This window comes from Salipiger sp. 1_MG-2023 (assembly GCF_030547555.1).
In the GTDB taxonomy this organism is placed as follows: domain Bacteria; phylum Pseudomonadota; class Alphaproteobacteria; order Rhodobacterales; family Rhodobacteraceae; genus Salipiger.
On record NZ_JAUOQN010000037.1, the window covers coordinates 24,213 to 50,869 of the forward strand.

Genomic DNA, 26,657 nt, shown 5'->3' on the forward strand with positions numbered 1-26,657 from the left:
AGCTCCTGCACGCAGCACGGGGTGGGCCCATCCCCCACACGCAGCAGAAGGTGGGGGCCAGCCCCCACACCCCCGGGATATTTCAGGCCAGAAGAAGATGGGACGCGGGATTGCGGGGGGCGCGCGTGGAGCTTAGCTTCTGGGAAAAGGAGTTTGATGCATGACCAATCCGCTGCTTGCCGACTGGGAGACGCCATTCGGGGTCGCCCCTTTCGATGCCATTTCCGACGAGGATTTCCGCCCTGCCTTTGACGAGGCGCTGGCGGCGCATCTGGCCGAGGTCGAGGCGATCGCATCGAGCCCTGAGCCCGCGACATTTGCCAATACCGTCGAGGCGATGGAGGGCGCGGGAGAGGCGCTCGACAAGGTGCTGTCGGTGTTCTTTTCCGTTTCTGGCGCCGACAGCAACGATCAGCGCCAAGCGCTTCAGCGGGAATTCTCGCCGAAATTGTCGGCGCATTCTTCGGCGATCTCGAACAACAAGGCGCTGTTTGCGCGGATCGCGGATCTGTGGGAGCGGCGCGACGCGCTGGGGCTGAGCGAGGAAGAGATGCGGGTATTGTACCTGACGCATCGCGGCTTTGTGCGTTCCGGCGCGGCGCTGGACGGGGCCGAGGCGGAGCAAATGAAGGAGGTGAAGTCGCGCCTTGCGGTGCTGGGCACCGAGTTCACCCAGAACCTGCTGAAGGACGAGGCGGCGTGGTTCATGCCACTGGCCGAGGCCGACCTTGAGGGGCTGCCGGGCTTCGTGGTGGATGCGGCGCGCTCTGCTGGCGAAGCACTGGGGCAGGACGGGCCGGTGGTGACGCTGTCGCGCTCGCTGATCGTGCCGTTCCTGCAATTCTCGCCCCGGCGGGATCTGCGGCGCAAGGCGTTCGAGGCCTGGGCCGCGCGCGGGGCCAATGGTGGCGACAGTGACAACCGCGGCATTGCCGCCGAGATCCTCGCGCTGCGCGAGACGCGGGCAAAGCTGCTCGGCTATGACGATTTCGCGGCCTACAAGCTGGAAACCGAGATGGCCGGCACGCCGGAGCGCGTGCGAGAGTTGCTGATGGCGGTCTGGGAGCCGGCCAAGGCACAGGCGCTGCAGGACGCCGCCGAAATGGAACAGATGCTGCGCGACGATGGCATCAACGATGCCTTCCAGCCGTGGGACTGGCGCTATTATTCGCAAAAACGGCGGCGCGCGCTGCATGATCTCGATGAGGCCGAGCTGAAGCCTTATCTGCAGCTCGAGCGGATGATCGAGGCGGCGTTCACCTGTTCGTCCCGTCTGTTCGGGCTGGCGTTCAAGCCGCTCGACATTGCGCTATATCACCCCGATTGCCGGGCGTGGGAGGTGACGAAGGACGGCAAGCATGTCGCGGTGTTCATCGCCGATTATTTTGCGCGGGCGTCCAAGCGGTCGGGGGCGTGGTGTTCGGCGATGCGCAGCCAGGCCAAGCGGCCCAAGGTGCTGAGCCCGGTGGTCATCAACGTGTGCAATTTCGCCAAGCCGCCCAAGGGCAAGCCGGCGCTGTTGTCCTATGACGACGCGCGCACGCTGTTCCACGAGTTCGGCCATGCGCTGCATCAGATGCTGTCGGATGTCGAGTTCGGCTCGGTGTCGGGCACGTCGGTGGCGCGCGATTTCGTCGAGCTGCCAAGTCAGCTGTATGAGCACTGGCTTGAGGTGCCCGAGGTGCTCGCGGAATTTGCCACCCATGCGGACACCGGCGAGCCGATGCCCAAGGCGCTGCTTGATAAGGTTCTGGCCGCCGCGACCTTCGACATGGGGTTCCAGACGGTGGAATATGTCGCCTCGGCGATGGTGGATCTGGAATTCCACAACGGCCCGGCGCCTGCCGATCCGATGGCGAAACAGGCCGAGATCCTTGCCGGGATGGGCATGCCGCAGGCGATCACCATGCGCCATGCCACACCGCATTTCGCCCATGTGTTTTCCGGCGATGGCTACAGCTCGGGCTATTACAGCTACATGTGGTCCGAAGTGATGGATGCCGACGCCTTTGCCGCCTTCGAAGAGGCTGGCGGGGCGTTCGATCCGGCGATTGCGGCGCGGCTTGAGAAATTCATCCTGTCCAAGGGCGGGTCGGTCGATGCGCAAGAGCTCTACACCGCTTTTCGGGGGAGGATGCCGGGGGTCGAGGCGCTTTTGAAAGGGCGCGGGCTGGCGGCCTAAAAAGCTACGCGGGTGAGGGTCCAGCCCTCATCCGCGAGCAGTTGCAGCACGCCGTTCTTGCCGGGCAGATGCGCCGCGCCAAAGGCGGCGACGATCGGGGCGGCGCGCTTTTCCGCCTCGGCAAGGATCACCGGAATCCAGTCGTGGTTGCGCTGATCCAGCAGCGCGGCGGAGGTCTGTTCAATCGCCTTTGACGCCTGCTGAGCCGTGTAAAGCGGGCTGCGCGCGGCGAGGATGGCCGAGAGCTGCCACATCTCGGCGGCGGCCTCGTCGAAATAGGCGGCGATGGTGGTGGCAAAACCGCTGGCGCCGTCTTCTTGCTGGGCCAGCGTCATGCCGATCATCTCAAGCTGATCGTCCAGCGGCTCGGCGTTAAAGATGGCAAAGGTGGTGTCGAAGGGTTCCAGCGCCACGCTGGGCACGCCGTATTCACCAGCCTGCGCTTCCAGCCGGACATCCAGCCCGTCTTGCTGGGTCATCTGTGCCTTGGCGCAGGCGGGCAGGGCGAGCAGCATCGACAGATACCAAGGGCGCATCCGCGCCACCATCACCGCCGGAAGCCCGTGTGCCTTGGCGGCGGCGGACAGGCTTTGCCAGTCGTCCTCGTCCATCAACTCGGGCAGGGTTGTGCCGTCGAGCAGGATCAGCGCCGGATCCTGCCCCAGCGCCGCTGTCAGCTTGGTCTGCTCTTGCGCGGGCATTTCAAGCAGCAGCGCGCCCGCGCCCTGCATGACGGTGCGCAGCCGTTCGGCCGGCGCATCCAGCCGCGGGTCCGACAGGTGCATGGTGCCGACAAGGTGGATCACCTCGCCGTCTTTCTCGGCGCGCCAGCGATTGCCCTGCGCGTAAGGCATGTCGGCGATGCGCGCGTCAAGGTCGGCGCGCTCTGCGGCAGTCAGCGTCAGGCGCAGATCCTCGCCCTGACATTGGGCGTGGGCGGCGCTGCCGAGCAGCAGAAAGGCGAGAATACTGCGATGCATGGGGCGAGCTTTCAGCGGTTGCACGGCGCAGGCTATGGCAAGGGATGGACAGCGGCAATGGCGGCTGCTTAGGGTCCGGGCGATGGAACGGGAATCTCAGCTATACGCGCCGGTGAAGGCATTGCTGGTGGCGCAGGGCTACGAGGTGAAGGGCGAGGTCGGCGCTGCCGATCTGGTGGCGATCCGTGGCGACGAGCCGCCGGTGATCGTCGAGCTGAAGCTGCGGATCTCGCTGGCGCTGTTTCATCAGGCGGTGGCGCGGCTGTCGCTGAGCGATGCGGTCTATATCGCGGTGCCAAAGCCCGAGGGGCGCACGGCGCGGCGGGCGCTCAAGGACAATCTGGCGCTGTGTCGACGCCTTGGGCTTGGGTTCATCACGGTCCGGGACGGGCGGGCCGAGGTGCAATGCGACCCCGGCCCCTATGCGCCACGCAAGAGCAAGGCCAAGGCCGCGCGGCTGTTGCGGGCGTTTCAGCGGATCAGCGGAGATCCCAACGAGGGCGGCGCGACCCGGCATGGCATCGTCACTGGCTACCGGCAGGATGCGCTGCGCTGCGCCGCCTATCTTGCCGAACACGGCCCGAGCCGGGGGCAGGACGTGGCGAGGGGGGCCGGCGTCAAGCCCGCCACCACGCTGATGCGCGACAACCATTACGGCTGGTTCGACAAGGTGTCCAAGGGGGTCTACGCCCTGACCGACACGGGGCGCGACGGGCTGATCCATTGGGGCGACAGCTGGTAGGCTAGAGCTCTTCCATGCGGGCGGCGGCTTCGGCCTCGTTCCTTGCCTCGGCCTGAGCCTGCCGGCGTTGCTGGCGCGCCACGATGCGTTCGCGGTTCAACGTGTACAGCCCCGAGGCGACGATTACCGCGCAGCCCAGCAGCGTGAAGCCGTCGGGCAGATCGGCGAACAGGAGGAAACCGTAAAGCGTGCTCCAGATGATCATGCTGTATTGCAGCGGGGCGACCACCACCGCCTGCGCCACATCCAGCGCGCGGATGATGAAGATCTCTCCGGCGCCAGCGGCCAGCGCCATGGCGGGAACCACCATCCAGACCCAGCCATGCGCCGGAGTTTCCCAGATGAACGGCACCGGCAGCGTCAGCAGCAGTGTCGAGGTGATCGAGGTATAGGCAACCGTGGTGGCGATGCTGTCTTCGCCCGACAACACGCGCGAGAGCACCTGCCGCATGGCAAAGCAGGTCGCCGCGGCGATGACGATGAAGATCGCCGGATGGAACACTCCCGCGCCGGGGCGGATCACGATCACCATTCCGACAAAGCCGACCGCCACGGCGGCCCAGCGGCGCACGCCGACTGGTTCGCGCAGGAATAGCGCGCCCGCCGCTGTCACGAGGAATGGCGCGATGAAGGTCACCGCCGTGGCATCGGCCAGCGGCACGTTGCTGATGGCGATGATGAAGAACGCTGCCGATCCGGTCGCCAGCACGCCGCGCCCGATCTGTACCACCGGATGGCGCGTGCGCAGCAGATGCGTGCCACGGATGGCAATCATCACCAACACCCCAAGGAAAAGCCCGGTCTGGCGCATCCACACCACCTGAAGCGGCGGCAGCTCGGATGTCAGCAGCTTGGCCAGCGCATCGGTCGCCCCAAAGCAGATGAAGCCGAGGGTGATCAGCACGATGCCCTTGAGGTTTTCGGGCGCCTTGCGGGCGGGGTCGTGCGGAACCGCTGCGGCGGCGGTGGGATGGATCGGCATGAGGCGGGCTCGCAAGCTGAGGGGAGGATCGCTTCTGGTATACCAAGCACGGATCGCGCCGGTTGACCATGGGGCGACCCACAAGTTTCGGCGCATTCCTGCGCGCCCCCTTTCACGCCGCCCGATCATGCTTAGCTCAGTGGCGTGGGCGCGCCGTCGGTCGGGCAGGATGGCGCGAAAATTGCGCAACCCCCTGTTGACACGACTCGGATCGGTGCCTAGCTATGCGTCGTTAGCACTCGGCAGGGCTGAGTGCTAACGGCCCTTCCGGGGCCGTACAGATACATAACTTTGAGCGAATGGAGACTCGAAGATGGCTTTCAAACCGCTTCATGACCGCGTGCTGGTTCGCCGCGTCGAAAGTGACGAAAAGACCAAGGGCGGTCTGATCATCCCCGATAGCGCCAAGGAAAAGCCCGCAGAGGGCCTCGTCGTCGCATGTGGCGATGGCGCGCGCAAAGACAGCGGTGAGCTGATCGAGATGGCCGTCAAGGCCGGCGACAAGATCCTCTTTGGCAAGTGGTCGGGCACCGAAGTGTCGATCGATGGCGAAGAGCTGCTCATCATGAAGGAATCGGACATCCTCGGCGTGACCGAGGCCGCGTAAGCGCCGCTCCGACTTCCTTAACCGTAATTCAGATCCAGGAGAGCTAACATGGCTGCCAAGGACGTTAAATTCGACACCGATGCCCGCACGCGTATGCTGCGCGGCGTCAACATCCTCGCCGACGCGGTGAAGGTGACCCTCGGCCCGAAAGGCCGCAACGTTGTTCTCGACAAGTCGTTCGGTGCCCCGCGCATCACCAAGGACGGTGTGTCGGTCGCCAAAGAGATCGAGCTTGAGGACAAGTTCGAGAACATGGGCGCGCAGATGGTGAAGGAAGTCGCTTCCCGCACCAACGACGAAGCGGGCGACGGCACCACCACCGCCACCGTGCTGGCTCAGGCCATCGTCAAGGAAGGCATGAAGTCGGTCGCAGCGGGCATGAACCCGATGGACCTCAAGCGCGGCATCGACCTTGCCACGTCCAAGGTTGTCGAGGCCATCAAGGCCGCAGCACGCCCGGTCAACGACTCGAGCGAAGTCGCTCAGGTCGGCACCATCTCCGCCAACGGCGAAGCTGAAATCGGTCGTCAGATCGCGGACGCGATGCAGAAGGTCGGCAACGAGGGTGTCATCACCGTCGAAGAGAACAAGGGCCTCGAGACCGAGACCGATGTTGTCGAAGGCATGCAGTTCGACCGTGGCTACCTGTCGCCCTACTTCGTGACCAACGCCGACAAGATGATTGCAGATCTCGACGACTGCATGATCCTGCTGCACGAGAAGAAGCTGTCGTCGCTTCAGCCGATGGTTCCGCTGCTCGAGCAGGTGATCCAGTCGCAAAAGCCGCTGCTGATTATCGCAGAAGACGTCGAAGGCGAAGCGCTGGCGACCCTCGTGGTCAACAAGCTGCGTGGCGGCCTCAAGATCGCAGCCGTCAAGGCTCCGGGCTTTGGCGACCGTCGCAAGGCCATGCTGCAGGACATCGCGATCCTGACCGGCGGCCAGGTGATCTCGGAAGATCTCGGCATGAAGCTCGAGAACGTGACCATGGACATGCTTGGCACCGCCAAGAAGGTCTCGATCACCAAGGACACCACCACCGTCGTCGACGGCGCGGGTGAAAAAGCCGAGATCGAAGCCCGCGTTGGCCAGATCCGCACCCAGATCGAAGAGACCACCAGCGACTACGACCGCGAGAAGCTGCAGGAACGTGTTGCCAAGCTGGCGGGCGGCGTTGCCGTCATCCGCGTTGGCGGCATGACCGAAGTGGAAGTCAAAGAGCGCAAGGACCGCGTTGATGACGCGCTGAACGCGACCCGCGCGGCCGTTCAGGAAGGCATCGTGGTCGGCGGCGGCGTTGCCCTCGTGCAGGGCGCCAAGGCGCTTGACGGCCTGACGGGCGACAACAGCGACCAGAACGCCGGTATCACCATCGTGCGCAAGGCGCTCGAGGCACCGCTGCGTCAGATCGCCCAGAACGCGGGCGTCGACGGTTCGGTCGTTGCTGGCAAGGTGCGTGAATCGTCGGACCTCAAGTTCGGCTACAACGCTCAGACCGACGAATATGGCGACATGTTCGCGTTCGGCGTGATCGACCCCGCAAAGGTCGTTCGTACCGCGCTGGAAGATGCAGCCTCGATCGCTGGCCTGCTGATCACCACCGAAGCCATGGTGGCCGACAAGCCCTCCAAGGAAGGCGCGCCCGCAGGTGGCGGCATGCCCGACATGGGCGGCATGGGCGGCATGATGTAATCACCCCTGCCTTGCAGGAGTGATGACCATTCGTCATCGACAGGGGAGCCTTCGGGCTCCCCTGTTTTCGTTTCAGCATCACGGCTGGGGCAAACTTGAAACGGGCGGCTCTGTTGACCCGGGGAGGGGGCGGTGAGCCCCGCCGCTCCAGCGGGTCTCGGCGCTGTCATTGCCTGTCTCGCCAGCGGTGATGCACGCTTCGTCGCCGGTGAACCTGCCGGTGGAGGGTCGCCTGTCGGCAGCGAATGGCCCGCCACCGCCGGGGTAAGGCTTGCGTCTGGTCTGTCTTTGCAGGATCTCTCGCGGATGGATTGGCCGGACGATTCTTTCGAGGCGCCCTTCTGGGCAAAGGGCAGGCGGGTGGCGGGTGTCGACGAGGTCGGTCGCGGGCCGCTGGCCGGCCCTGTCGTGGCCGCTGCCGTGGTGTTGCACCCGGATTGCATCCCGCCGGGGATGAACGACAGCAAGAAGATGAGCCACAAGCGCCGCGCCCAACGCGCCGCATGGCTGACCGAATGCGCCGAGGTCGGCATTGGCTGGGCGTCGGTCGAAGAGATCGACGAGATCAACATCCTTCAGGCCAGCCTGCTGGCGATGCACCGGGCGCTGACCAACCTGCCGAACCGTCCCGATCACGCCTTGATCGACGGGCGGTTTCTGCCGCCGCAGCTCCCGTGCAAGGCGACCTCGATCATTGGCGGGGACGGACGTTCGCTGAGCATCGCGGCGGCATCCATCGTCGCGAAAACGTGGCGAGATCGTCACATGCGGGCTTTGGCGCAACAACATCCCGGTTACGGATGGGAAACCAACGCTGGCTACGGGTCGAAAAACCACAAGGCAGCGCTGGAAAATCTAGGTGTCACCCCACACCATAGGCGGTCCTTTCGACCTATCCACAACATATTGTGGCAAGGCGAAACCACAAGTGACTGATTCAAAAAACAAATTGACGCTGATTCGTGTTTGAATCAAAACTGTCCCCAGCCACAGAGTGCGAGAACGCACCAGAGGGGCAGAGGCAGAGATGAACGCGATGACCAAGTCAAAGGGGACGACAGTGCTCCCGGTGAACACGATCCTCGATGGGGATTGCATCGAGCGGATGAACAGTCTGCCGGCAGAGTCGGTCGACCTGATCTTTGCGGACCCGCCCTATAACCTTCAGCTGAAGGGCGATCTGCACCGGCCGGACAACAGTCGCGTCGATGCGGTCGATGACCATTGGGACCAGTTTTCCAGCTTTGCGGTCTACGACAAGTTCACCCGTGAATGGCTGGCCGCGGCCAAGCGGTTGCTCAAGCCCAACGGGGCGCTCTGGGTGATCGGATCGTATCACAACATCTTCCGGGTCGGGGCCGCGCTTCAGGATGCCGGCTACTGGATCCTGAATGACGTGATCTGGCGCAAGGCCAACCCGATGCCGAATTTTCGTGGCAAGCGGTTCACAAACGCCCATGAGACGATGATCTGGGCGTCGAAATCCGAAGGTGCCAAGTACACCTTCAACTACGAGGCGCTGAAGGCCCTGAACGAGGGCATCCAGATGCGCTCGGACTGGGTTCTGCCGATCTGCAACGGCGGCGAGCGGCTGAAGGATGGCAACGGCGACAAGGCGCATCCGACGCAAAAGCCGATGAGCTTGCTGCATCGGGTTCTGGTGGGCTCGACCAACCCCGGCGACGTGGTGCTTGACCCGTTCTTTGGCACTGGCACCACCGGCGCTGTCGCCAAGATGCTGGGCCGCGATTTCATCGGCATCGAGCGCGAGGCGGCCTACCGCGAGGTGGCGATGCGCCGCATCGCCGACATCCGCCCGTTTGACCGCTCGGCGCTGGAAGTGACTCGGGCCAAGCGCGCCGAGCCGCGCGTTCCTTTCGGCCAGCTGGTCGAACGCGGGATGCTGCGCCCCGGTGAAATGCTGGTCTCGCCCTCGGGAAAGGTCGCCAAGGTGCGGGCGGATGGTACGCTGATCGGCGATGATGTGCGTGGCTCGATCCATCAGGTCGGCGCGCATCTCGAAGGTGCGCCCTCGTGCAACGGCTGGACCTATTGGCATTTCCGCAAGGATGGCAAGCAGGTGCCCATCGACGTTCTGCGCCAGCAGATCCGTGCCGAGATGGCCGAGCGCCCGCACTAAGGTTTCACGAACACCAACCAGACACCGCCAGCGCCCGCACGTCGGGCGCCACTGGCCCCGCCTGTGCCTGCACGGGTGGGGCCTTTTTTTGCTGCACGGCCCCGCCCGCGACGCCTGCGCCTGCACAGGCGGGACACTCTCCAGCCCCAGCCTGCAAGGCCAACTATTCCTGCCTTCCGCTTGACCCTGCCCGCGATCCGCGTTCAGTGGCACACAAACGGAGATATACGATGGACCTGCGCGCGATCACGATGGGGCTGGCCTTTGCGGTCATGTGGTCCTCGGCCTTTACTTCGGCGCGGGTCATCGTGCTGGCCGCACCGCCGATGGGGGCGCTGGCGCTGCGGTTCTTCGTGTCGGGGGTGATCGCCATCGTCATCGCGCTTGCCTTGGGGCAGACATGGCGGCTGACGCGGCCGCAATGGCGCGCGACGATCATCTTCGGCATCTGCCAGAACGCGCTGTACCTTGGGCTGAACTTCGTTGCGATGCAGACGGTGCAGGCGTCGCTGGCCTCGATCATCGCGTCGGCGATGCCGCTGATCGTGGCGCTGGCAAGCTGGCTGTGGCTGGGCGAGCGGATGAAACCCATCGGCTATGCGGGGCTGATGGCCGGGGTGCTGGGCGTGGCGATCATCATGGGGGCGCGGCTGTCGGGCGGCGCGGACCCGCTGGGCATTGCGCTGTGCATCGGCGGGGTGCTGTCGCTGGCGCTGGCAACGCTGTCGGTCCGGGGGGCGTCGGGCGGGGGCAACGTGATGATGATCGTGGGGCTTCAGATGCTGGTGGGCAGCGCGCTGTTGTGGCCGCTGGCGCTGGCGTTCGAGACCTTTGCCATCGACTGGTCGTGGCAGCTTGGCGTGGCCTTTTCCTATACGGTGCTGGTGCCGGGGGTCGCGGCGACCTTCATGTGGATGCTGCTGGTAAACCGCATCGGCGCGACACAGGCCGCGACCTTCCATTTTCTCAACCCGGTGTTCGGGGTCGGGCTGGCGGCGCTGCTGCTGGGAGAATCCATGAGCCTGTGGGATGCAATCGGCGTGGCGATTGTCACCGTTGGCATTCTCGCCGTGCAGCGGGCGCGGGCGTCGGTCTGATCTGAACGGACGAGCGAGCCAAGCGTCAGCGCGCTGAAGTGCTCTCTTGATCGAGCCGCGCGATGATCCGGGGGCGCGCCGGATCATCGCGGTTATGGTCAGCCGATCTTGCCGCGGTTTTCGCCGATTTGTCCGCGATGCAGCAGCAGATGGTCAAGCAGGACACAGGCCATCATCGCCTCGCCCACCGGCACGGCGCGAATGCCGACGCAGGGATCGTGGCGCCCCTTGGTGATGATCTCGGTATCTTCGCCCGACTTGGTGATCGTCTTGCGGGTGGTGAGGATCGACGAGGTCGGTTTGACGGCAAAGCGCAGCACGACGTCTTGTCCGGTGGAAATACCGCCGAGGATGCCGCCGGCATGGTTCGAGTTATAGACCGGCCCGTCTGGCCCCATCGAGATCTCGTCGGCATTGTCCGACCCGCGCAGCAGGGCAGCGGCCATGCCATCGCCGATCTCGACCGCTTTCACCGCGTTGATCGACATCATCGCCGCCGCAAGATCGGTGTCGAGCTTGCCATAGATCGGCGCGCCCAGCCCGGCGGGGACGCCGCGGGCCACCACCTCGATCACCGCGCCGATGCTGTCGCCCGACTTGCGCAGCGCATCAAGGTCACCCGCCCAGTCCTGAGCGGTCTGGGCATCGGGGCACCAGAACGGGTTTTCGCCCACCTGCGCCAAATCGAACCGCGCCCGGTCGATGGCGCGCGGGCCCATCTGTACCATGTAGCCGGTGATCTCGATCCCCGGCGCCAGCATGTCCAGCGCGGCCCGCGCCAGCCCGCCAGCGGCAACCCGCGCCGCCGTTTCGCGCGCCGAAGACCGCCCGCCACCGCGATAATCGCGGATGCCGTATTTCTGCCAATAGGTGATGTCGGCGTGACCGGGGCGGAATTTCTCGGCGATCTCGCCGTAATCCTTCGACCGCTGGTCGGTGTTTTCGATCATCAGCTGCACCGGGGTGCCGGTGGTCTCACCTTGGAACACGCCTGACAGGATCTTCACCGCATCCGGTTCGCGCCGCTGCGTAGTGTATTTGTTCTGGCCCGGTTTGCGCCGGTCGAGCCAGAGCTGAAGCATCGCCTCATCAATGGCAACGCCCGGCGGGCAGCCATCGACGGTCGCCCCAAGCGCGGGGCCATGGCTTTCGCCCCAAGTGGTGACGCGAAACAGGTGGCCGAAACTGTTCAGGCTCATGGCGGGCTCCTCTGCTGACGGGTTCTGTTAGGGCAGCCGCGCCCGCGTCTCAAGGGAAATCCCCTTGCCAGAGGCCTTACGCGCCGCTACGAGTCAGCCCACCTCGGGGTGCCTGAGAGGGCTGAGATGCGCAATGCGAACCCGTTGAACCTGACCCGGTTAACACCGGCGGAGGGAAGGTGACGGCACCCAGATCACCGGGATAGCCCAGTCTTGCCCTCTCGCCGCAAGAATGGAGGATGCCATGAACACGGCCATCACCTTTGCAGCGGGATGCGTTCTGGCCAGCGGCGCGCTGGCGGACACCCCTGTCCTGACGGTTTACGCGGCGGATTACATCGCCTCGGAATGGGGCCCCGGCCCGAAGATCGAAGAGATGTTCGAAGAGACCTGCGGCTGCGATCTGCAATTCTCGCCCGGCGATCTGATGCCGCGCCTGCTGCTTGAGGGCGGGCGCACAGAGGCCGACGTGGTCATGGGGCTGAACAGCGACGTGACGAAGAAGGCGCGCGAAAGCGGCTTGTTCGCGCCGCACGGGGTTGACCTGTCGCCGCTGACGCTGCCGGTGGCGTGGGAAGATGACATTTTCCTGCCCTATGATTATAGCGCCACGGCCTTCATCTACGACACAACGCGCCTGCCGAACCCGCCCGAAAGCTTCGAGGCGCTGCTGGAGGCGGATGACGACATCAGCATCGTGATTCAGGATCCGCGCAGTTCGATTTCCGGTCTGGCAACGGTGCTTTGGGTCGAAAAGGTGTTTGGCGATCGCGCGCAAGAGGCTTGGGGCAAGCTTGCCCCCAAGATCCTGACCGCCACCAAGACATGGTCGGAAAGCTATGGCCTGTTCACCGATGGCGAGGCCGACATGGTGATGAGCTACGTCGCCAGCCCGGCCTATCACATCATCGCCGAAGGGGATCGCACCAAGAAGGCGGCGATCTTCCCCGAGGGGCATTACTTTATGGTGCAGCTCGCGGCAAAGATCGCCAGTACCGATCAGCCCGAACTGGCCGATGACTTCATGCAATTCGTCCTGTCGGAACCGTTTCAGACGATGATCGCCACCGGCGACTGGTCGTTCCCGGCGGCGCTGCCGCAGGAAAAATGGCCCGAAGGGTTCAAGGAATTGCAGATCCCCGAGACGGTGCTGTTCTATTCCGAGGACGAAGCCGCCGATCTGCGTGACAAGGCCATCGAGGCCTGGCGCGCGGCGTTGTCGCAGTAAGGGCTGGCGTTGACGATCTGGCAGGGGCGGGGCCCCGCCCTTGTTGCCGGGCTGGCCGTGGCGGCGCTGACCCTTGGTCCGGTGGCGGCGGTGCTCTGGCGGGCCGAAGGCCTCGGCGCGCCCGGCCCCGCCGACTGGCTGGCGGTCCGGTTCACCCTGATGCAGGCGCTGCTGTCGGCGGGGCTGAGCGTGCTGCTGGCGATCCCGGTAGCGCGGGCGCTGGCGCGGCGCCGGTTTCGCGGGCGCGGCGCGCTGGTGGCGTTGATGGGCGCGCCGTTCATCCTGCCGGTGATCGTGGCGGTGCTGGGCCTGCTGTCGGTGTTCGGTCGCAGCGGCGTGCTGAACGATGGCCTTGGGCTGCTTGGCCTGCCGAGCGTAAAGATTTACGGGCTGCAAGGCGTTCTGGTGGCGCATGTGTTCTACAATCTGCCCTTGGCGGTGCGGCTATTGCTTCAGGCGTGGCTGGCGATCCCGTCAGAACGCTTTCGGCTGGCGGCCTCGCTGGGGCTGACACCGATGGCGATGTTCCGCACCCTCGAATGGCCGATGCTGCTGCGCATCGTTCCCGGCGCCTTTGCGGTGATTTTCGTGATCTGCCTGTCGAGCTTTGCCGTCGCCCTGGCGCTTGGCGGTGGCCCGCGGGCCACCACGGTCGAGCTGGCGATCTATCAGGCTGTACGCTTTGATTTCGATCTGGGGCGGGCGGCGCTGCTGTCGGTGATCCAGCTGGTGCTGGCGCTATGTGCCGGGCTGGTGGCGCTGAAGCTGGGCACCGGGGCGGGCTTTGGCGCTGGCCTCGACCGGGCGCAGCAGCGCTGGGACGGAAGCGCGGTGCTGGATGCGGCGTGGCTGGCACTGGCGGCGCTTTTCCTGATGCTGCCGCTTGGGATGGTGGTTCTGAAGGGGCTTCCGGGACTGGCGTTGCTGGGGGCGGGGACGTGGCAGGCGGCGGGCAATTCGATTGCCGTGGCGCTGGCCTCGACCGTGCTGTGCATCGGCTGGGCGCTGCCACTGGCAACACGGCGCGGCGAGATGATCGGGATTCTGGGCATCGCGCTGTCGCCTCTGGTGCTGGGCACCGGCCTGTTCCTGATCGTGCAGCCCTTCGTCAACCCGCTGTCGGTTGCCTTGCCGGTGACGGTTCTGGTCAACGCGCTGGTCTCGCTGCCGTTTGCGCTGCGCATCCTGCGCCCCGAGGCCGAGGCGGTGCGTCATGACTATGCGCGCCTGTCGCAGGCGCTGGGGCTGACGCCGCTGGCGTGGCTGCGGCTGGTCCTGCTGCCCCGGCTGCGCCGCCCGCTGGGCTTTGCGGCGGGGCTGACGGCGGCGCTGTCGATGGGCGATCTCGGGGTGATCGCGCTGTTCGCCGACCCGAACCGCGCGACGCTACCGTTGCAGGTCTATCGGTTGATGGGGGCCTACCGGATGGAGGCGGCCTCGGGGGCGGCGCTGTTGCTGCTCGTCCTCAGCTTCGGGGCGTTCTGGATCTTTGACAGGGGAGGGCGGGTGAATGTTGACGCTTGAGGCGCTGCACTACCAGACGGGCGATTTCTCCATCGGGGCCGATTTCGCCCTGCCGCAGGGGCGGCGCGTGGCGATTGTCGGGCCGTCCGGGGCGGGCAAATCGACCCTGCTCGACCTCGTGGCCGGGTTTCTCGCACCGGTATCGGGGCGGGTGCTGTGGCAGGGGCAGGACATCACCGCCGCGCCGCCGAACCAGAGACCGGTGGCGATGCTGTTTCAGGAAAATAACCTGTTCCCGCATCTCGATCTGCTGCGCAATCTCGGGCTGGCCCTGCGCCCAGATGGCGGCGGGCTGCGGCAGGCCGAGCGCGATGCCATCGAGACAGCGCTGGCCCGCGTCGGGCTCGACGGCATGAGCGGGCGCAAGCCGGGCGCCTTGTCGGGCGGTCAGCAAAGCCGCGCGGCGTTGGCGCGGGTGCTGCTTCAGGCGCGGCCGGTGATTGCGCTTGACGAGCCGTTCGCGGCGCTTGGCCCGGCGCTCAAATCCGAGATGCTGGCGCTGGTGCGCGACGTGGCACAAGAGCTGGGCGCGCTGGTGCTGCTGGTCAGCCATGATCCGGGCGATGCGCTGGGATTTGCGCAGGAAACGGTGCTGGTGGCGGAGGGCGCTGCGCAGCCACCCATGGACACGCAGCGCCTGTTCGCCGATCCGCCCGACGCGCTGCGCGCCTATCTGGGCCGGTAAACGCTGTGGCACGGTGCGGACGGTCTGCCGCGTGATGCAGGTGGGGCTGGCGCGACAGGTTTTGCAGGAATGCCAGCCGCATCGACATTGGCGCTTGGATCGGTGGTTGATCCGGTGACGGGCGTGCCGGGACAGCGCGTCATTGGCGGCAGGACTGAGGAGGAGGGCTGTTGTGGCTGAACGCTGGCAGGCCGTCACAGCGTCGCACCAGCGAAAATGCTGAGGGGCAAACTGGCGCGGCGCGCGCGCCAGCTTCAGGTCATGCCCTGCCGCCGCGCGGCAGGACATCTTGTTTCACGTGAACTCAGAGCTTGTGTTTGATCGGACGCCAGAGACGCTTGTTGGTCAGGTATAGCAGCGAGGCGAGGATCACGAGGAAGATCACCCCGGTAAAGCCTGCCTGCTTGCGCGCCATCATTTTCGGCTCTGCCGCCCACATCAGGAAGGCCGCGACGTCCTGCGCCTCGTGGTCCAGCGCGTTGGAATGGCCGTCGGCATATTCCACGTCTTCGCCCATAAGCGGTGGGGCCATGGCGATCCATCCGGTCGAAAAGGCGGTGTTCTCGTAGAAGGTGGTGCCTGCTTCGACCTTTTCCTCGCCCGTGTAGCCGGTGAGGATAGACGCGATGTATTCCGCCCCGCCCATGCCCTTGAACAGCTGGTTCAGGCCAGTGCCATAGGGGCCATGAAAGCCGGCGCGTGCCTTTGCCATCAGCGACAGGTCAGGTGCGCCTACCCCATCATTGACCGGGAAATGGTCGGTCGGGGTCGCGGGGCGGTAATCATCCAGCTCGGCGTCGAAGATCTCGAAGTTCTGCGCCGCGTAGGCCCGGACCTCGTCTTCCGAGAAATGCGGGCCGCCCTCGTCGCCGAGGCTGCGCAAGGGCACGTAGCGCAGACCGTGGCAGGCCGAGCAGACCTCGGTAAAGACCTGCAAGCCGCGCTGAAGCTGGGCCTGATCGAAGGCACCAAACGGGCCTTCGAACGAGAAGTCGAAATCCTCGACATGGCCGCCTTCTCCGGCAGCAAAGGCGCTGCCGGCAAGGCCGAGGACCACTGCGGACGAAAGGGCAAGTTTTCTGAACATGATTTCTGTCCTTTCTCTCACTCGGCCGGTGTCTTGGTCGAGGACTTGCCGTAATGGCTTTCGAAGTCTTCCTCGATGGTCGCGGGCTGCGGCAGCGGCTTTTCGAACACGCCCAGCAGCGGCAGGATCACGAAGAAATAGCCGAACCAGTAGGCCGCACCGATCAGCGAGAAGCTGGCATAGGGCTCTTCGGCGGGCATGGCGCCAAGCCACATCAGCGCGATGAAGTCGATCACCAGAAGCCAGAACCACCACTTGAACTGCGGGCGGTACTTGCCCGAGCGCACCGACGAGGTGTCGAGCCAGGGCGCCAGCGCCATGGCAATGATCGCGCCGAACATCGCGAGCACACCAAAGAACTTGGCATCGACGATGCCGCCGGTGACGAAGCTGGCGATCTGCACCACCCAGACTTCCGAGGTGAAGGCGCGCAGGATCGCGTAGAACGGCAGGAAATACCATTCGGGCACGATATGCGCCGGCGTCGAAAGCGGGTTCGCTTCGAGGTAGTTGTCCGGGTGACCGAGGTAGTTCGGCATGAAGCCGACGATGGCCCAGAACACCGCGAGGATGATCGCCAGCGCGAACACGTCCTTGATGACGTAATAGGGCCAGAACGGCACGGTGTCCTTTTCAGCCTCGGCCTTGGACCCGCGGCGCACCTCGACCCCGGTGGGGTTGTTGTTGCCCGTGGTGTGGAAGGCCCAGATATGCACCGCCACCAGCGCCGCGATGACAAAGGGCAGCAGATAGTGCAGCGAGAAGAAGCGGTTGAGCGTGGCGTTATCGACAGCCGGTCCGCCGAGCAGCCATGTCTGAAGCGCCTCGCCGACAAAGGGGATGGCGCCGAACAGGCCGGTGATCACCGTCGCGCCCCAGAAGGACATCTGCCCCCAGGGAAGCACGTAGCCCATGAAGGCGGTGCCCATCATGCACAGGTAGATCAGCATCCCGACGATCCACGTCACCTCGCGCGGGGATTTGTAGCTGCCGTAATACAGCCCGCGGAAGATGTGCAGGTAGACCGCGACAAAGAACAGCGATGCGCCGTTGGCATGCAGATAGCGCAGCATATAGCCGCCGTTGACGTCGCGCATGATGTGTTCGACCGACGCAAAGGCCATGTCCACATGCGGCGTGTAATGCATCACCAGCACAATGCCGGTGATGATCTGAAGCGCCAGACAGAAGGTCAGGATGATGCCCCAGATCCACATCCAGTTCAGGTTCTTGGGCGTGGGGATCATGATGGTGTCGACAAGAAGACCGACAATCGGAAGCCGCTTGTGCAGCCAGCGTTCGGCACTTGTCTTCGGCTCGTAATGGTCGTGCGGAATACCGGACATTCGCCCCTCCCTTATCCCAGAAGAATGGTGGTTTCTTCGACGAATTCCGCGACGGGAACCGGAAGGTTCTGCGGCGCCGGGCCTTTGCGGATGCGGCCCGAAGTATCGTAATGCGAGCCGTGGCAGGGGCAGAACCAGCCGCCCGTGCCGCCAGCGGTGAAATCGCCAGCGTTGCCCAGCGGCACGCAGCCAAGATGCGTGCACACGCCCATCATCACCAGCCATTCGCCGGCCTCATCCAGCGTGCGGTTGGCGTCGGTGGCGTCCGATCCGTCGGGCACGTTGGCATTCCGCGCCTGCGCATCGACCAGCGCGCTCATCTCGACGCCTTGTGCGGCTTCGATTTCAACCTCGGAGCGGCGGCGGATGAACACCGGCTTGCCGAGCCATTTCACCGTCAGCTGCGTGCCGGTTTCGACACCGGACACGTCGACCCGGATGGTGCTGAGCGCGCGCACGTCCGCCGACGGGTTCATCTGGTTCACCAGCGGCCAGACGGCGGCGCCGGTTGCCACGACGCCGGCACCGGCGGTGGCGTAGTACAGAAAGTCTCTGCGAGTGCCTTCGTGATCTTCAGCTTGTGTCACGGGGTGTTCTCCAATCCTCAGTTCCGGCCAAGGCCGGAATCCCTTAGGTAGCCGCGTCCCGATACGGCTTTCCGTCAGCGTGTTTAGCGGTCTGAAATGTGTCCGTAAAGCGATCATGAAGTTGTGATCGCCTTTCGTGCGCATGTGTCGCAATTGAAACCCGGAGTGGGTAGGGGTTATGTGCCCTTGTCCCCGCCCTCACAGCTCCCGGAGCGCCTCCATGAAAACACTGATTCTCGCCGCGACCGTTTCCATGGCCGCCCTTGCTGCGTCGCAATCCGCCGCGCAGGACCTCGAACTTTCGATCTACACCGGCTACCAGACCTCGCCGCACAGCCGGGTGTCCGGCGATTATCCGGGGGGCGGGAGCTATGACAAGCTGATCGGCTGGGAAGGCAAGAGCTTCTCGATGCCGATCTACTACGGTATTCGTGGCACGTGGTGGACCACCGACACCCTCGGCTTCGGGCTCGAATTCTCTCATGACAAGGTCTACGCCCCCGAGGACGAGCGCGAGGATATCGGCTTTTCGCGGATGGAGCTGACCGATGGTCTGAACATCGTCACGGTGAACGCGATGAAGCGCTGGCCGATGCAATGGGGTAAGGCGACGCCCTATGTCGGCGGTGGCCTTGGTATCGCAGTGCCGCATGTCGATGTGGAAACCACCAGCGGCGACAAGACCTATGGCTATCAGCTGACCGGCCCGGCGATGCGTCTGACCGCGGGCGTGAGCTATCCGATCAACGATCGCTTTGCCGCGTTTGGGGAATACCAGTTCACCTATTCGAGCAACGAGGCCGATCTTGATGGCGACGGGTCGATGAATGTCGACGTCAAGACCAACGCGCTGAACGTCGGCATCACCATGAAATTCTGACGCCATCCGGCGATGTTGAAAGCGCCCCCTGCGAGGGGCGCTTTTTCATTTTAAATTCAGCGCTTGCGGACGAATTCGGTGCGCAGCACAAGGCCCTTGATGGCGTCGTGACGGCAGTCGATCTCATCGGGGTTGTCGGTCAGCCGGATCGACCGGATCACCGTTCCCTGCTTGAGCGTCTGCCGCGCGCCCTTGACCTTCAGATCCTTGACCAGCACCACCTGATCGCCATCCGCCAGAAGCGTTCCGGCGGCATCGCGGACCTCGATCACCGGCGCTTCGGCTACGTCAGAGGCAGGGCCCCATTCGCCGGTTGTCTCGTTGTAGACCCAGTCTTCGTCTGACATCACTCGGGTGCTCCTTTGCCCATACGGCGTCGTGCGCGCGGCAGCATGATGATCACCGCCGCAATATAGGCGATGCAAAAGATCACCAGCGTGATCCACGCATAGGTTACCGCCGCCGCCCCGGCCAGTGCCACCGCGACAAGGAAGAACTTGGCGCTTTTGCGCGGAATGCGGGTGGTCTTGAACGACCATGTCGGAAAGCGGCTGATCATCGACAGTCCGCAGATCACCATCCACAGCGCCAGAATGACATCGGGCAGCAGCGGCCCGGTGCCCAGCCCGAAGGACAGGTACATCGGCAGCATCACCAGTAGCGCCCCGGCAGGCGAGGGCACCCCGGTGAAAAACGCATTGTCATGCGCCTTGTCTTCGGATTTGCGCTGCACGTTGAAACGGGCAAGCCGGACGCAGGCGCAGACGGCAAAGGCCAGAACCGCGAGCCAGCCAAAGCTGCGGCTGTCGGTGAGCGCCCAATTATACAGCAACATCCCCGGCGCGACGCCGAAGTTGAAGAAATCCGCGAGGCTGTCGAGCTCTGCCCCCATGCCGGATTCCGATTTCAGCGCGCGGGCGAGGCGGCCATCCATGCCATCGAGCACGGCGGCCAGCAGGATCAGCTGCACCGCGATCTCGTAACTGCCCTGCAACCCAAAGCGCACGGCGGTCATGCCGGCGCAAATGGCGATCACCGTCAGCATGTTGGGCAGCAGCTGGATCAGCGTCAGCTTTTCGGTGGCTTGGGGTTCATTCATCGCGCAAACCAAGATCCGCCAGAACGGTTTCCCCGGCGCACATGGTCTGGCCGATGCGCACCAGCGGCTCGACCCCGTGCGGCAGGTAGACATCCAGCCGCGAGCCAAAGCGGATCAGCCCGAAACGTTCGCCCCGGTGCAGGAAGTCGCCGTCCTTCTTCCACCACATGATGCGCCGCGCCACGAGCCCCGCAATCTGAACCACGGCGATTTCGCGCCCGTCGGCAAGGCGGATGCGCAGGGCGTTACGCTCGTTATCCTCGGAGGCCTTGTCGAGCGAGGCGTTGAGGAATTTGCCGGGGCGATAGGCCATGGTGACCAGCTCGCCTTCGACGGGCGAGCGGTTCACGTGGCAGTTGAACACCGACATGAACACCGACACGCGGGTCAGCGGCTCGGCGGGCATGCCAAGCTCGGCAGGTGGGATCGCCGGTTCTATCAGTGACACCACGCCATCGGCGGGGCTGACGACAAGGCCGGGACGGGTGGGGGTGACCCGCTCGGGGTCGCGAAAGAAGTAATAGCACCAGACCGTCAGCCCGACGCCGATCCAGCCAAGCGGCTCCCAGATCAGGAACAGGATCAGCGATATGACGGCGAAGATCGCGACGAACTTGCGTCCTTCGGGGTGCATTGGCTTGATGAACGTGTCACGCATCCGCATGGGCTGGCCTCCTCTGGCGTATTGGGGCGGGATAGGGGCCGCTGGCCCCGCTTGCAAGCCCTGCTCAGCCGTGTGGCGTGGTGGCGATCATCGCCGGGCGCTGCGCGAAACCTTCGTACCATGCAGCAAGCGAATCGTGCCCGGTGCGCCATTTGCGGGCGTCATGGCGGAAATCGAGATAGCCAAGCGCGCAGCCGATGGCGATCTGCCCCATGTCGAGCCGCCCGGCCAGATGGCTCATCCAGCGGGTTTCCAGCGCGTCCAGCGCCCGCGAGACCTTGAGCCACTGGCCTTCGATCCAGTCCATCGACACCTGCTCGCGCGGGCGGAAGCGTTCCTCGTAGATGATCAACACGGCAGCTTCCAGCATGCCATCGGCGGTCGCCTCTAGCGTCAGCGTGTCGAACAGGCGCTTGTCCGGGTACAGCCCGGCCTTGGCGCGCTGGTCGAGAAAGCGACAGATGACGCGGCTGTCGTAAAGCGTCGGCGCATCGTGGCGGATCAGCGCGGGGATCTTGCCGACAGGGTTGGCGGCGGCCACGGCGCTGTCGGGCGACAGCGGGGTGTTGGCAACGTCGATCAGCTCGACCTCGTCAAGCTGACCGGTTTCGTGCAATGTCACCATGACCTTGCGGACGAAGGGCGAGGCGGGGGATTTCAGCAGTTTCATCGGTGGCTTCCTTGCTTTGCGCGGAAGGTAGGCGCGCGCTCAGGGCGGAGCAATTCCTTTTGCAAAAGATTTGCGGTTTGTCGCGGTCGCGGGGCGTCCTGGCTTTTTAACCAGGGGTTCTGGCCCGCAACTCAGCCAGCCTTGGGATGCGTCGCCTCGTAGACCTTCATCAGATGCACCTGATCGACCGCCGTATAGGCCTGCGTTGTCGACAGCGAGGCATGGCCGAGCAATTCCTGAATCTCGCGCAGATCGCCGCCCGCCGACAGCAGATGCGTGGCAAAGCTGTGGCGCATGGCATGGGGGGTCGCACTGGCGGGCAGGCCCAGCTGCATCCGGGTGCGCTCGGTCGCCTTTTGCACGATGCGCGGGTTCAGCGCGCCGCCCTTGACGCCGCGAAACAGCGGTTTGTCCGGCTCGACGGCCCATGGCGCGATCTCGAGATAGGCCGCGACCGCCCGCCGCGCCACCGGCAGCACTGGCACGATGCGTTCCTTGTTGCCCTTGCCGACGATGCGCAGGCTGTCGCCCATCGGCCAGTCGCGCCCGGTCAGCCCCAGCGCCTCGGAGATCCGCAGCCCGCAGCCGTATAGCAGCGTCACCACCGCTGCATCGCGCGCGCCGACCCATGCTTTTTGCGATTGCAGCGACACGGTGTCGATCATCGCCCGCGCATCCTTGATCTCCAGCGGGCGGGGCAGCTTTTTCTGGAATTTCGGCGCGCGGGCCAGCAGCACCGCCGTCGGCTCGAAGCCTTCGCGTTCGGCCAGCCAGCGGTAGAAGGTCTTGACCGCCGACAGCTTGCGCGCCGCCGAGCGCGGCCCGATGCCGGTGCCGCGCAGATGCGCCATGAAGGCGCGCATGTCCGGTGTCGTCACCTTCGCCAGCGGCGACAACCCCTGCGGCTCGGCATGATGCGCCGTCAGGAAAGCGATGAATTCGACCACGTCGGCGCGATAGGCGGTGATGGTGTTCTCGGACGTGCCCTTGAGCGCGCGGGCCTGTTCGAGCCATGTCTCCAGCGCGTCGCGCGCCGCCGGAGTGATGATCAGCGTCATGACAGCCAGCGCCGCATGGCGCGCTCGAACACCCCGGCGAAAAAGGCCAGCAGATCGGTGCCCTGTTGCGGGGTGAACATATGCGGATCTTCCGAGCCAAGCACCAGCAGCCCCGGCAGGCGGCCCGCGCCGAAATCAAGCCGCAGGCAGGCTTCGGAGCGCACCCATGCCGCCGCATCGCCAAAGATCGCCGGGTCGCCCTCGGCCAACTGGCGCAGCACCACCGGGCGGCGGGGCGCGCCGCGACCGTCCGAAACATAGCTTTCGATGAACCCCGGCTCGGCCACCGACAGCACCTCGCCCAGCCGCCGGATCGCCGGGTCGCTGTCGTTTTGCGCCGATTCCAGCAGCAGGCGCACGCGGTCGACCCGCAGGATGTCGGCAACTTCGCCGCCCAGATCGCGCAGGAAAGGTTCGAATTCCAGCGGATCGAGCATCCGCAACACGGCGCGGTGAATCTGGTTGGTGCCCGCAAGGTTCTCATAGGCCGCCGCGATGACGCCGCGGTGGGTGTCTTCGAGCCGGTCGAGCCGCGCTTCGAGTCGTTCCATCGCGATGCCGCGCAGATCGACGATATTGCCGCCCATCGCGCGTTCATTGGCGGCGATCAGCGCCTGCATCAGGTCGCGGTCATCCAGTATCATGTCCGGGCGCAAGATGATTTCTTCGCGCAGGGAATCGTCGATCGTCAGGGTGCTGCTGCTCATGGCCTGTCCGTCTGCTTGTTATTTTTATGCCGATTTTTACCCGACCGTAGCAGAGCCCCCGCCGCCGCGCGCCCTTTTTTGCGAAACCGGTCGCCAGCTTTCATCCGATTGTTGCGCATCGGCCCGATCACGGCATTTGGAGCCGCGCGCGCGCCGTGCCAGACTGGCGTGGCAAGAGGAGGAGCTATAATGCCCGACATCACCCACCCCAGCGGGTGCCAGACCGTGATCACCACCTTCGAGACCACGCCCGGCACCTGTCATGATCTGCTCGAGGCGCTGCAGGACGCCTATGCCGCCTTTATCTCGAAACAGCCGGGGTTCATCAGCGCGGGGCTGCATGTGAACGACGCGCAGACCCGGATCGCGAATTATTCGCAATGGCAGCGGCGCGAGGATTTCCAGGCCATGTTGCGCAGCGCAGAGATGCGGGAACGCAACCGGCGCATCCACGAGATGTGCCGCAGCTTCGAGCCGGTGATGTATGACGTGGCGGCGGTGTACGGCTGAGCCTCCTGCGAAGGGCTGCCGCACGCAGGGCCGTGCGGCAGCTGCGGGATCGGGTCAGGCCGCGAGGGGGTTGTTCGAGCGCGATGGATCCTGCACGTCGAGCCGGTAGCCCGCGCCGCGCACGGTCGCGATCCGGACCGTTCCGGCGATGCCCGAAAGATGCGAGCGCAGGTTGCACATGTAGACATCGAACACCCGCGGGGCCGGTTCGTTTTCAAAGCCATAGACGTGGCTGAGCAGGGCCTCTCGGGACGCAAGCCGACCCGGACGCAGCACCAGGTATTCCAGAATCTCATAGAGCTTCGGCGACAGCGACAGGGTGACATCGCCCAGATGAGCGCGCCGCGCTTCGAGGTCGAAGGTCAGCGGGCCGCATTCCAGCAGCGGGCGGGCGATGCCCTGCGCCCGGCGCGCCACGCAATCGATCTGGGCGATCATCTCGGGCAGTGCTGCGGCTTCGTCGATGACGGTGTCGGCTCCGGCCATCAGCCATGCCGCGATCTGCTCGGGCACCGGGTCGCGGGCGATCAGCACGATGGGGGTGTGGGGGTGCAGCGCGCGCAGGCGACACAGCGAGGTGCCGCGCAGCAGCTGGCTGGCATCGAGGGCGACAAGGTCATGTTCGCCGATCTTGTGGAAATCCTCGATGGCGTCGCCGGCCTCGCAATGCGTCACGAGGGTTCCGCAATCCGAGACCGCCTTGGCAAGGCTCACCATCTTCCAGCTCGTTTCGGCAATGAGATAACGCATCTTTCGTGCTCCTGAACGCTTGTCGTTGGCTACATCGGCCCGGGCCCTAAGGCCCGTCTGCCGGTCATCTCAACCTTTTGTTTACGAACATTCTTTTCGAATTGTTCCAAGTCGGGATGCAGCGCGTTCTGCGTCAGTGAAACCGGTTCTAGACATCAATTGTGGCGCAAAGGTGGTCGGCCATCGCCGCGCCCGGGGTGATTTGGATCAATGCTGTCTTTTTTGGAATAGGGCATCCCTGCGGGTGGAGAGAACAGGAGACCCCAGATGTACAAGACCATCCTCGTGCCCATCGCCTTTGACAGCGACGCCAAGGCCGAAGCCGCGCTTGCCGTGGCCCGCCGCCTTGCAGATGACGATTCGACCATCACCCTGCTGCATGTGATGGAGCATATTCCGGGCTATGCCATCAGCTACATGCCTCCTGACTATCAGGTCAGTTCGCGCAAGGCGGTGCAGGCCGAACTGGACGCGCTGGCGGCGCGGCTGGACCATGCGCGCGGCGTTGTGGTCGAAGGCCACTCCGGGCGCACCATCCTTGATTATGCCGAGGAAAATGGGGTCGACATGATCGTCATCGCCTCGCACCGGCCGGGAATGAGCGACATCCTCATAGGCTCGACCGCGACCACGGTGGTGCGGCACGCCAAATGCGGCGTGCACGTTCTGCGCTGAATCACTGCGCGCGCGCTTCGCCAAAGCGGGCGCGCTTGCGCTTGAACACCTCTTCGCGCGGCAGCCACGGGTAGCGCGTATCGTCGCGCACCTTGTCCCAGAACAAGACGCCGCCATTGCGCCAAGGGTCCAGCACGATGCCGTCATACAGGCTGGCGCCGGGAGCGGTGACGATGACGGTGCTGTGCTCGATCCGGATGGCGCTTTCGGAATTGGCGATGGCGCGTTGCAGCTCCAGCGTCTGGAAGCCCTCGGCGCTCAGCCGGGATTCAAGATCGTCGGCCCATTGATAGCACAGCCCGCGCGGCTTCAGCCCCTGATTGACCTTCATGTTGTGGATGATCGGCCTGTCCTCGACCTGATACTCGACGGCCAGACGCAGCGGGTAATCATAGGCGATGCGCGCCATGCGCCGCGCTTCGTCGGGGTCGACCTGCGGGCCAAGGTCGGTGATCGCCTGCGCCAGCGCGGCGACATCGCGCGGCGCGGGGCGCGGCAGGTCCTGCGGGTCGGGAACGGAACAGGCGGCGGCGGTCAGCGCAAACAAAAGCGCGGCGACAAGGCGGGGGAGTCTGGGCAAGGCGAAGTCTCGGCTGCTGGGTACGGCGGGCAAACTGGCATGCGCGGCGGCGCGGGCAAGAGGAATCCTGTGCGGCGGGGCAGAGGCGTTGCCGCGAGGACGCAGTGCACCGGGCGGGGCGTTGCGCGCAAGGGGCCGGTTGGGCTATGCGAAGACAACGCCGATTGCCCAGCGAGATCCAACATGCCCCTGACACGCCTTTTCCCCGCGCTTGCGCTTGTCTGTGGTCTTGCGGCCTGCGCCAACGGCCAGTCAGACTTGGACAAACCGACGGAGCCGATCGGCGATTTCAAGCTGGGGCACGCGATGGTGGTGGCACCGAACATGGTCATGGGGCCGCTGTCGCGCGAGGCCAGCACCGAGGATTGGATCGCTTCGGTGGACAGCGCGCTCGAAGAGCGGTTTCGTCGACAGGACGGCGATCAGTTCTATCACCTTGGCGTGAGTGTCGAAGGCTACGTGCTGGCGCAGCCGGGTATCCCGCTGGTGCTCAGCCCGAAATCGGCGCTGATCGTGAATGTCACCGTCTGGGACGACGCGACTCAGGCCAAGCTCAACGCCGAGCCCGAGCAGATCACCGCGCTGGAAAGCCTGTCGGCGGAAACCGCTGTGGGCTCTGGCCTGACCCAGTCCAAACAAGAGCAGATGCGCAACCTGTCGGCCAATGTCGCCTTGCAGATCGAAAAATGGATGCGCCGGATGCAGAAAACCGAGGGTTGGTTCGGCGGGCCCGACGCGGGCAAGCCGGTGCTTTCCGACTCCGCGCCGGACGCGACGGCAACCGCCGGCTAATCTTGCGAGCGGGCGATGCATCAAACGCTTGATTTTCCCATTGCAAGCAAATAAACGGCCCGCGATGCGAAACCGGGTCACGTAGGGCCCCTGAAAAAGGCGAGGCGTCTTTAGAAGATGGCAAAGGAAAAGTTTGCGCGGAACAAACCGCACTGCAACATCGGCACGATCGGGCACGTTGACCACGGCAAGAC

The 26,657-nt window shown here is 64.8% G+C and carries 28 protein-coding genes, 1 pseudogene and 1 riboswitch; of the genes and pseudogenes, 15 read left to right on the forward strand and 14 right to left on the reverse strand.

All coding sequences use genetic code 11. The features are described from left to right. Nucleotides 1-160: 160 nt before the first annotated feature. A complete protein-coding gene (locus Q4543_RS16280) occupies nt 161-2,182 on the forward strand; it encodes a M3 family metallopeptidase (RefSeq protein WP_303439895.1) in 2,022 nt (673 codons plus the stop codon). Here the strand turns inward: Q4543_RS16280 and Q4543_RS16285 are convergent. After that, nucleotides 2,179-3,162 (reverse strand): TraB/GumN family protein, encoded by a 984-nt coding sequence (locus tag Q4543_RS16285; RefSeq protein WP_303439897.1) that lies wholly within the window; start codon nt 3,160-3,162, stop codon nt 2,179-2,181. The two genes, Q4543_RS16280 and Q4543_RS16285, sit on opposite strands and share 4 nt — an antisense overlap. 82 nt (nt 3,163-3,244) lie before the next feature. On the opposite strand from Q4543_RS16285, the gene Q4543_RS16290 reads away from it, so the two are divergent. Further along, nucleotides 3,245-3,904, forward strand: coding sequence for a DUF2161 domain-containing phosphodiesterase (locus Q4543_RS16290; RefSeq protein ID WP_303439899.1), 660 nt, complete (start codon nt 3,245-3,247; stop codon nt 3,902-3,904). Nucleotide 3,905: 1 nt separating this feature from the next. Here Q4543_RS16290 and Q4543_RS16295 read toward each other — a convergent pair whose 3' ends face one another. Then, complete coding sequence (locus tag Q4543_RS16295) at nt 3,906-4,886, reverse strand: DMT family transporter (RefSeq protein WP_303439900.1); 981 nt, start codon at nt 4,884-4,886, stop codon at nt 3,906-3,908. A gap of 313 nt (nt 4,887-5,199) precedes the next feature. Between Q4543_RS16295 and Q4543_RS16300 the strand changes: the two genes are divergently transcribed. From Q4543_RS16300 to Q4543_RS16320, 5 genes are all read left to right on the forward strand, one after another. Further along, the gene (locus Q4543_RS16300) at nt 5,200-5,493 is read left to right on the forward strand and encodes a co-chaperone GroES (protein ID WP_216002056.1); all 294 of its coding nucleotides are present in this window, start codon (nt 5,200-5,202) and stop codon (nt 5,491-5,493) included. A gap of 48 nt (nt 5,494-5,541) precedes the next feature. Then, complete coding sequence (groL, locus tag Q4543_RS16305; protein ID WP_303439904.1) at nt 5,542-7,185, forward strand: chaperonin GroEL; 1,644 nt, start codon at nt 5,542-5,544, stop codon at nt 7,183-7,185. 306 nt (nt 7,186-7,491) lie between these two features. Next, nucleotides 7,492-8,121, forward strand: a complete 630-nt coding sequence (locus Q4543_RS16310; protein ID WP_216002058.1) for a ribonuclease HII — start codon at nt 7,492-7,494, stop codon at nt 8,119-8,121. Nucleotides 8,122-8,212: 91 nt separating this feature from the next. Then, nucleotides 8,213-9,325, forward strand: a complete 1,113-nt coding sequence (locus Q4543_RS16315; protein ID WP_303439906.1) for a site-specific DNA-methyltransferase — start codon at nt 8,213-8,215, stop codon at nt 9,323-9,325. Nucleotides 9,326-9,555: 230 nt separating this feature from the next. After that, a complete protein-coding gene (locus Q4543_RS16320; RefSeq protein WP_303439909.1) occupies nt 9,556-10,422 on the forward strand; it encodes a DMT family transporter in 867 nt (288 codons plus the stop codon). A gap of 98 nt (nt 10,423-10,520) precedes the next feature. On the opposite strand, the gene aroC is transcribed toward Q4543_RS16320, so the two are convergent. Further along, nucleotides 10,521-11,621: a chorismate synthase gene (aroC, locus tag Q4543_RS16325; RefSeq protein WP_303439912.1), complete on the reverse strand. Its 1,101-nt coding sequence runs from the start codon at nt 11,619-11,621 to the stop codon at nt 10,521-10,523. Between the two features lie 94 nt (nt 11,622-11,715). After that, nucleotides 11,716-11,815, forward strand: a riboswitch (TPP riboswitch). A gap of 50 nt (nt 11,816-11,865) precedes the next feature. On the opposite strand from aroC, the gene Q4543_RS16330 reads away from it, so the two are divergent. The 3 genes from Q4543_RS16330 to Q4543_RS16340 are packed head-to-tail and all read left to right on the forward strand — an operon-like array spanning nt 11,866 to nt 15,058. Next, on the forward strand, nt 11,866-12,849 hold the full coding sequence (locus Q4543_RS16330; protein WP_303439914.1) for a thiamine ABC transporter substrate binding subunit: 984 nt from the start codon (nt 11,866-11,868) through the stop codon (nt 12,847-12,849). 9 nt (nt 12,850-12,858) lie between these two features. Beyond that, nucleotides 12,859-14,373 (forward strand): thiamine/thiamine pyrophosphate ABC transporter permease ThiP, encoded by a 1,515-nt coding sequence (locus tag Q4543_RS16335; RefSeq protein WP_303439917.1) that lies wholly within the window; start codon nt 12,859-12,861, stop codon nt 14,371-14,373. Next, on the forward strand, nt 14,360-15,058 hold the full coding sequence (locus tag Q4543_RS16340) for an ATP-binding cassette domain-containing protein (protein ID WP_303439919.1): 699 nt from the start codon (nt 14,360-14,362) through the stop codon (nt 15,056-15,058). Before Q4543_RS16335 ends, Q4543_RS16340 begins: the two co-directional genes overlap by 14 nt. Nucleotides 15,059-15,362: 304 nt before the next feature. Here Q4543_RS16340 and Q4543_RS16345 read toward each other — a convergent pair whose 3' ends face one another. The 3 genes from Q4543_RS16345 to petA are packed head-to-tail and all read right to left on the reverse strand — an operon-like array spanning nt 15,363 to nt 18,078. Further along, on the reverse strand, nt 15,363-16,145 hold the full coding sequence (locus Q4543_RS16345; protein WP_216002064.1) for a cytochrome c1: 783 nt from the start codon (nt 16,143-16,145) through the stop codon (nt 15,363-15,365). A gap of 17 nt (nt 16,146-16,162) precedes the next feature. Beyond that, nucleotides 16,163-17,491 carry a cytochrome b gene (petB, locus tag Q4543_RS16350; RefSeq protein ID WP_303439925.1) on the reverse strand — a complete coding sequence of 443 codons (1,329 nt, stop codon included), beginning with the start codon at nt 17,489-17,491 and terminating at the stop codon, nt 16,163-16,165. 11 nt (nt 17,492-17,502) lie between these two features. After that, nucleotides 17,503-18,078, reverse strand: coding sequence for a ubiquinol-cytochrome c reductase iron-sulfur subunit (gene petA / locus Q4543_RS16355; RefSeq protein ID WP_303439929.1), 576 nt, complete (start codon nt 18,076-18,078; stop codon nt 17,503-17,505). 220 nt (nt 18,079-18,298) lie between these two features. Here petA and Q4543_RS16360 point away from each other — a divergent pair, with 220 nt between their 5' ends. After that, entirely contained in the window at nt 18,299-18,958 is a 660-nt protein-coding gene (locus Q4543_RS16360) for an outer membrane protein (RefSeq protein WP_303439931.1), read from the forward strand. Nucleotides 18,959-19,014: 56 nt separating this feature from the next. On the opposite strand, the gene Q4543_RS16365 is transcribed toward Q4543_RS16360, so the two are convergent. The 6 genes from Q4543_RS16365 to Q4543_RS16390 all read right to left on the reverse strand — a co-directional run bounded on the left by Q4543_RS16365 (nt 19,015) and on the right by Q4543_RS16390 (nt 23,156). Then, entirely contained in the window at nt 19,015-19,305 is a 291-nt protein-coding gene (locus tag Q4543_RS16365) for an alkylphosphonate utilization protein (RefSeq protein ID WP_303439932.1), read from the reverse strand. Then, the gene (gene pssA, locus Q4543_RS16370) at nt 19,305-20,057 is read right to left on the reverse strand and encodes a CDP-diacylglycerol--serine O-phosphatidyltransferase (RefSeq protein ID WP_216002069.1); all 753 of its coding nucleotides are present in this window, start codon (nt 20,055-20,057) and stop codon (nt 19,305-19,307) included. The genes Q4543_RS16365 and pssA overlap by 1 nt, the downstream gene beginning before the upstream one ends. Continuing rightward, nucleotides 20,050-20,721: a phosphatidylserine decarboxylase gene (locus Q4543_RS16375; RefSeq protein WP_303439935.1), complete on the reverse strand. Its 672-nt coding sequence runs from the start codon at nt 20,719-20,721 to the stop codon at nt 20,050-20,052. Before Q4543_RS16375 ends, pssA begins: the two co-directional genes overlap by 8 nt. 64 nt (nt 20,722-20,785) lie before the next feature. Then, complete coding sequence (locus Q4543_RS16380; protein WP_303439938.1) at nt 20,786-21,391, reverse strand: glutathione S-transferase; 606 nt, start codon at nt 21,389-21,391, stop codon at nt 20,786-20,788. Between the two features lie 131 nt (nt 21,392-21,522). Beyond that, nucleotides 21,523-22,449: a tyrosine recombinase XerC gene (locus Q4543_RS16385; protein WP_303439939.1), complete on the reverse strand. Its 927-nt coding sequence runs from the start codon at nt 22,447-22,449 to the stop codon at nt 21,523-21,525. Continuing rightward, a complete protein-coding gene (locus Q4543_RS16390; protein ID WP_216002073.1) occupies nt 22,446-23,156 on the reverse strand; it encodes a DUF484 family protein in 711 nt (236 codons plus the stop codon). Before Q4543_RS16390 ends, Q4543_RS16385 begins: the two co-directional genes overlap by 4 nt. 189 nt (nt 23,157-23,345) lie before the next feature. On the opposite strand from Q4543_RS16390, the gene Q4543_RS16395 reads away from it, so the two are divergent. Beyond that, complete coding sequence (locus Q4543_RS16395; RefSeq protein WP_303439942.1) at nt 23,346-23,666, forward strand: antibiotic biosynthesis monooxygenase; 321 nt, start codon at nt 23,346-23,348, stop codon at nt 23,664-23,666. A 54-nt stretch (nt 23,667-23,720) separates the two neighbouring features. Here Q4543_RS16395 and Q4543_RS16400 read toward each other — a convergent pair whose 3' ends face one another. After that, a complete protein-coding gene (locus Q4543_RS16400) occupies nt 23,721-24,416 on the reverse strand; it encodes a response regulator transcription factor (RefSeq protein ID WP_303439944.1) in 696 nt (231 codons plus the stop codon). Nucleotides 24,417-24,683: 267 nt separating this feature from the next. Between Q4543_RS16400 and Q4543_RS16405 the strand changes: the two genes are divergently transcribed. Continuing rightward, a complete protein-coding gene (locus Q4543_RS16405; RefSeq protein WP_303439947.1) occupies nt 24,684-25,091 on the forward strand; it encodes a universal stress protein in 408 nt (135 codons plus the stop codon). 1 nt (nt 25,092) lies between these two features. Here the strand turns inward: Q4543_RS16405 and Q4543_RS16410 are convergent, their stop codons facing one another. After that, the gene (locus tag Q4543_RS16410) at nt 25,093-25,671 is read right to left on the reverse strand and encodes a hypothetical protein (RefSeq protein ID WP_303439950.1); all 579 of its coding nucleotides are present in this window, start codon (nt 25,669-25,671) and stop codon (nt 25,093-25,095) included. 183 nt (nt 25,672-25,854) lie between these two features. Between Q4543_RS16410 and Q4543_RS16415 the strand changes: the two genes are divergently transcribed. Both Q4543_RS16415 and Q4543_RS16420 read left to right on the forward strand, forming a co-directional pair. Further along, nucleotides 25,855-26,463, forward strand: coding sequence for a hypothetical protein (locus Q4543_RS16415; protein ID WP_368502163.1), 609 nt, complete (start codon nt 25,855-25,857; stop codon nt 26,461-26,463). Between the two features lie 117 nt (nt 26,464-26,580). Further along, nucleotides 26,581-26,657: pseudogene (locus Q4543_RS16420) on the forward strand (elongation factor Tu); the annotation flags it as partial.

What these genes read in the sequence shown, in the direction of transcription:
- Q4543_RS16280 (WP_303439895.1), top strand. Translation starts at nt 161, where the DNA reads ATGACCAATCCGCTGCTTGCCGACTGGGAGACGCCATTCGGGGTCGCC.
- Q4543_RS16285 (WP_303439897.1), bottom strand. Translation starts at nt 3,162, where the DNA reads ATGCATCGCAGTATTCTCGCCTTTCTGCTGCTCGGCAGCGCCGCCCAC.
- Q4543_RS16290 (WP_303439899.1), top strand. Translation starts at nt 3,245, where the DNA reads ATGGAACGGGAATCTCAGCTATACGCGCCGGTGAAGGCATTGCTGGTG.
- Q4543_RS16295 (WP_303439900.1), bottom strand. Translation starts at nt 4,886, where the DNA reads ATGCCGATCCATCCCACCGCCGCCGCAGCGGTTCCGCACGACCCCGCC.
- Q4543_RS16300 (WP_216002056.1), top strand. Translation starts at nt 5,200, where the DNA reads ATGGCTTTCAAACCGCTTCATGACCGCGTGCTGGTTCGCCGCGTCGAA.
- groL (WP_303439904.1), top strand. Translation starts at nt 5,542, where the DNA reads ATGGCTGCCAAGGACGTTAAATTCGACACCGATGCCCGCACGCGTATG.
- Q4543_RS16310 (WP_216002058.1), top strand. Translation starts at nt 7,492, where the DNA reads ATGGATTGGCCGGACGATTCTTTCGAGGCGCCCTTCTGGGCAAAGGGC.
- Q4543_RS16315 (WP_303439906.1), top strand. Translation starts at nt 8,213, where the DNA reads ATGAACGCGATGACCAAGTCAAAGGGGACGACAGTGCTCCCGGTGAAC.
- Q4543_RS16320 (WP_303439909.1), top strand. Translation starts at nt 9,556, where the DNA reads ATGGACCTGCGCGCGATCACGATGGGGCTGGCCTTTGCGGTCATGTGG.
- aroC (WP_303439912.1), bottom strand. Translation starts at nt 11,621, where the DNA reads ATGAGCCTGAACAGTTTCGGCCACCTGTTTCGCGTCACCACTTGGGGC.
- Q4543_RS16330 (WP_303439914.1), top strand. Translation starts at nt 11,866, where the DNA reads ATGAACACGGCCATCACCTTTGCAGCGGGATGCGTTCTGGCCAGCGGC.
- Q4543_RS16340 (WP_303439919.1), top strand. Translation starts at nt 14,360, where the DNA reads ATGTTGACGCTTGAGGCGCTGCACTACCAGACGGGCGATTTCTCCATC.
- Q4543_RS16345 (WP_216002064.1), bottom strand. Translation starts at nt 16,145, where the DNA reads ATGTTCAGAAAACTTGCCCTTTCGTCCGCAGTGGTCCTCGGCCTTGCC.
- petB (WP_303439925.1), bottom strand. Translation starts at nt 17,491, where the DNA reads ATGTCCGGTATTCCGCACGACCATTACGAGCCGAAGACAAGTGCCGAA.
- Q4543_RS16360 (WP_303439931.1), top strand. Translation starts at nt 18,299, where the DNA reads ATGAAAACACTGATTCTCGCCGCGACCGTTTCCATGGCCGCCCTTGCT.
- Q4543_RS16365 (WP_303439932.1), bottom strand. Translation starts at nt 19,305, where the DNA reads ATGTCAGACGAAGACTGGGTCTACAACGAGACAACCGGCGAATGGGGC.
- pssA (WP_216002069.1), bottom strand. Translation starts at nt 20,057, where the DNA reads ATGAATGAACCCCAAGCCACCGAAAAGCTGACGCTGATCCAGCTGCTG.
- Q4543_RS16375 (WP_303439935.1), bottom strand. Translation starts at nt 20,721, where the DNA reads ATGCGGATGCGTGACACGTTCATCAAGCCAATGCACCCCGAAGGACGC.
- Q4543_RS16380 (WP_303439938.1), bottom strand. Translation starts at nt 21,391, where the DNA reads ATGAAACTGCTGAAATCCCCCGCCTCGCCCTTCGTCCGCAAGGTCATG.
- Q4543_RS16385 (WP_303439939.1), bottom strand. Translation starts at nt 22,449, where the DNA reads ATGACGCTGATCATCACTCCGGCGGCGCGCGACGCGCTGGAGACATGG.
- Q4543_RS16390 (WP_216002073.1), bottom strand. Translation starts at nt 23,156, where the DNA reads ATGAGCAGCAGCACCCTGACGATCGACGATTCCCTGCGCGAAGAAATC.
- Q4543_RS16395 (WP_303439942.1), top strand. Translation starts at nt 23,346, where the DNA reads ATGCCCGACATCACCCACCCCAGCGGGTGCCAGACCGTGATCACCACC.
- Q4543_RS16400 (WP_303439944.1), bottom strand. Translation starts at nt 24,416, where the DNA reads ATGCGTTATCTCATTGCCGAAACGAGCTGGAAGATGGTGAGCCTTGCC.
- Q4543_RS16405 (WP_303439947.1), top strand. Translation starts at nt 24,684, where the DNA reads ATGTACAAGACCATCCTCGTGCCCATCGCCTTTGACAGCGACGCCAAG.
- Q4543_RS16415 (WP_368502163.1), top strand. Translation starts at nt 25,855, where the DNA reads ATGCCCCTGACACGCCTTTTCCCCGCGCTTGCGCTTGTCTGTGGTCTT.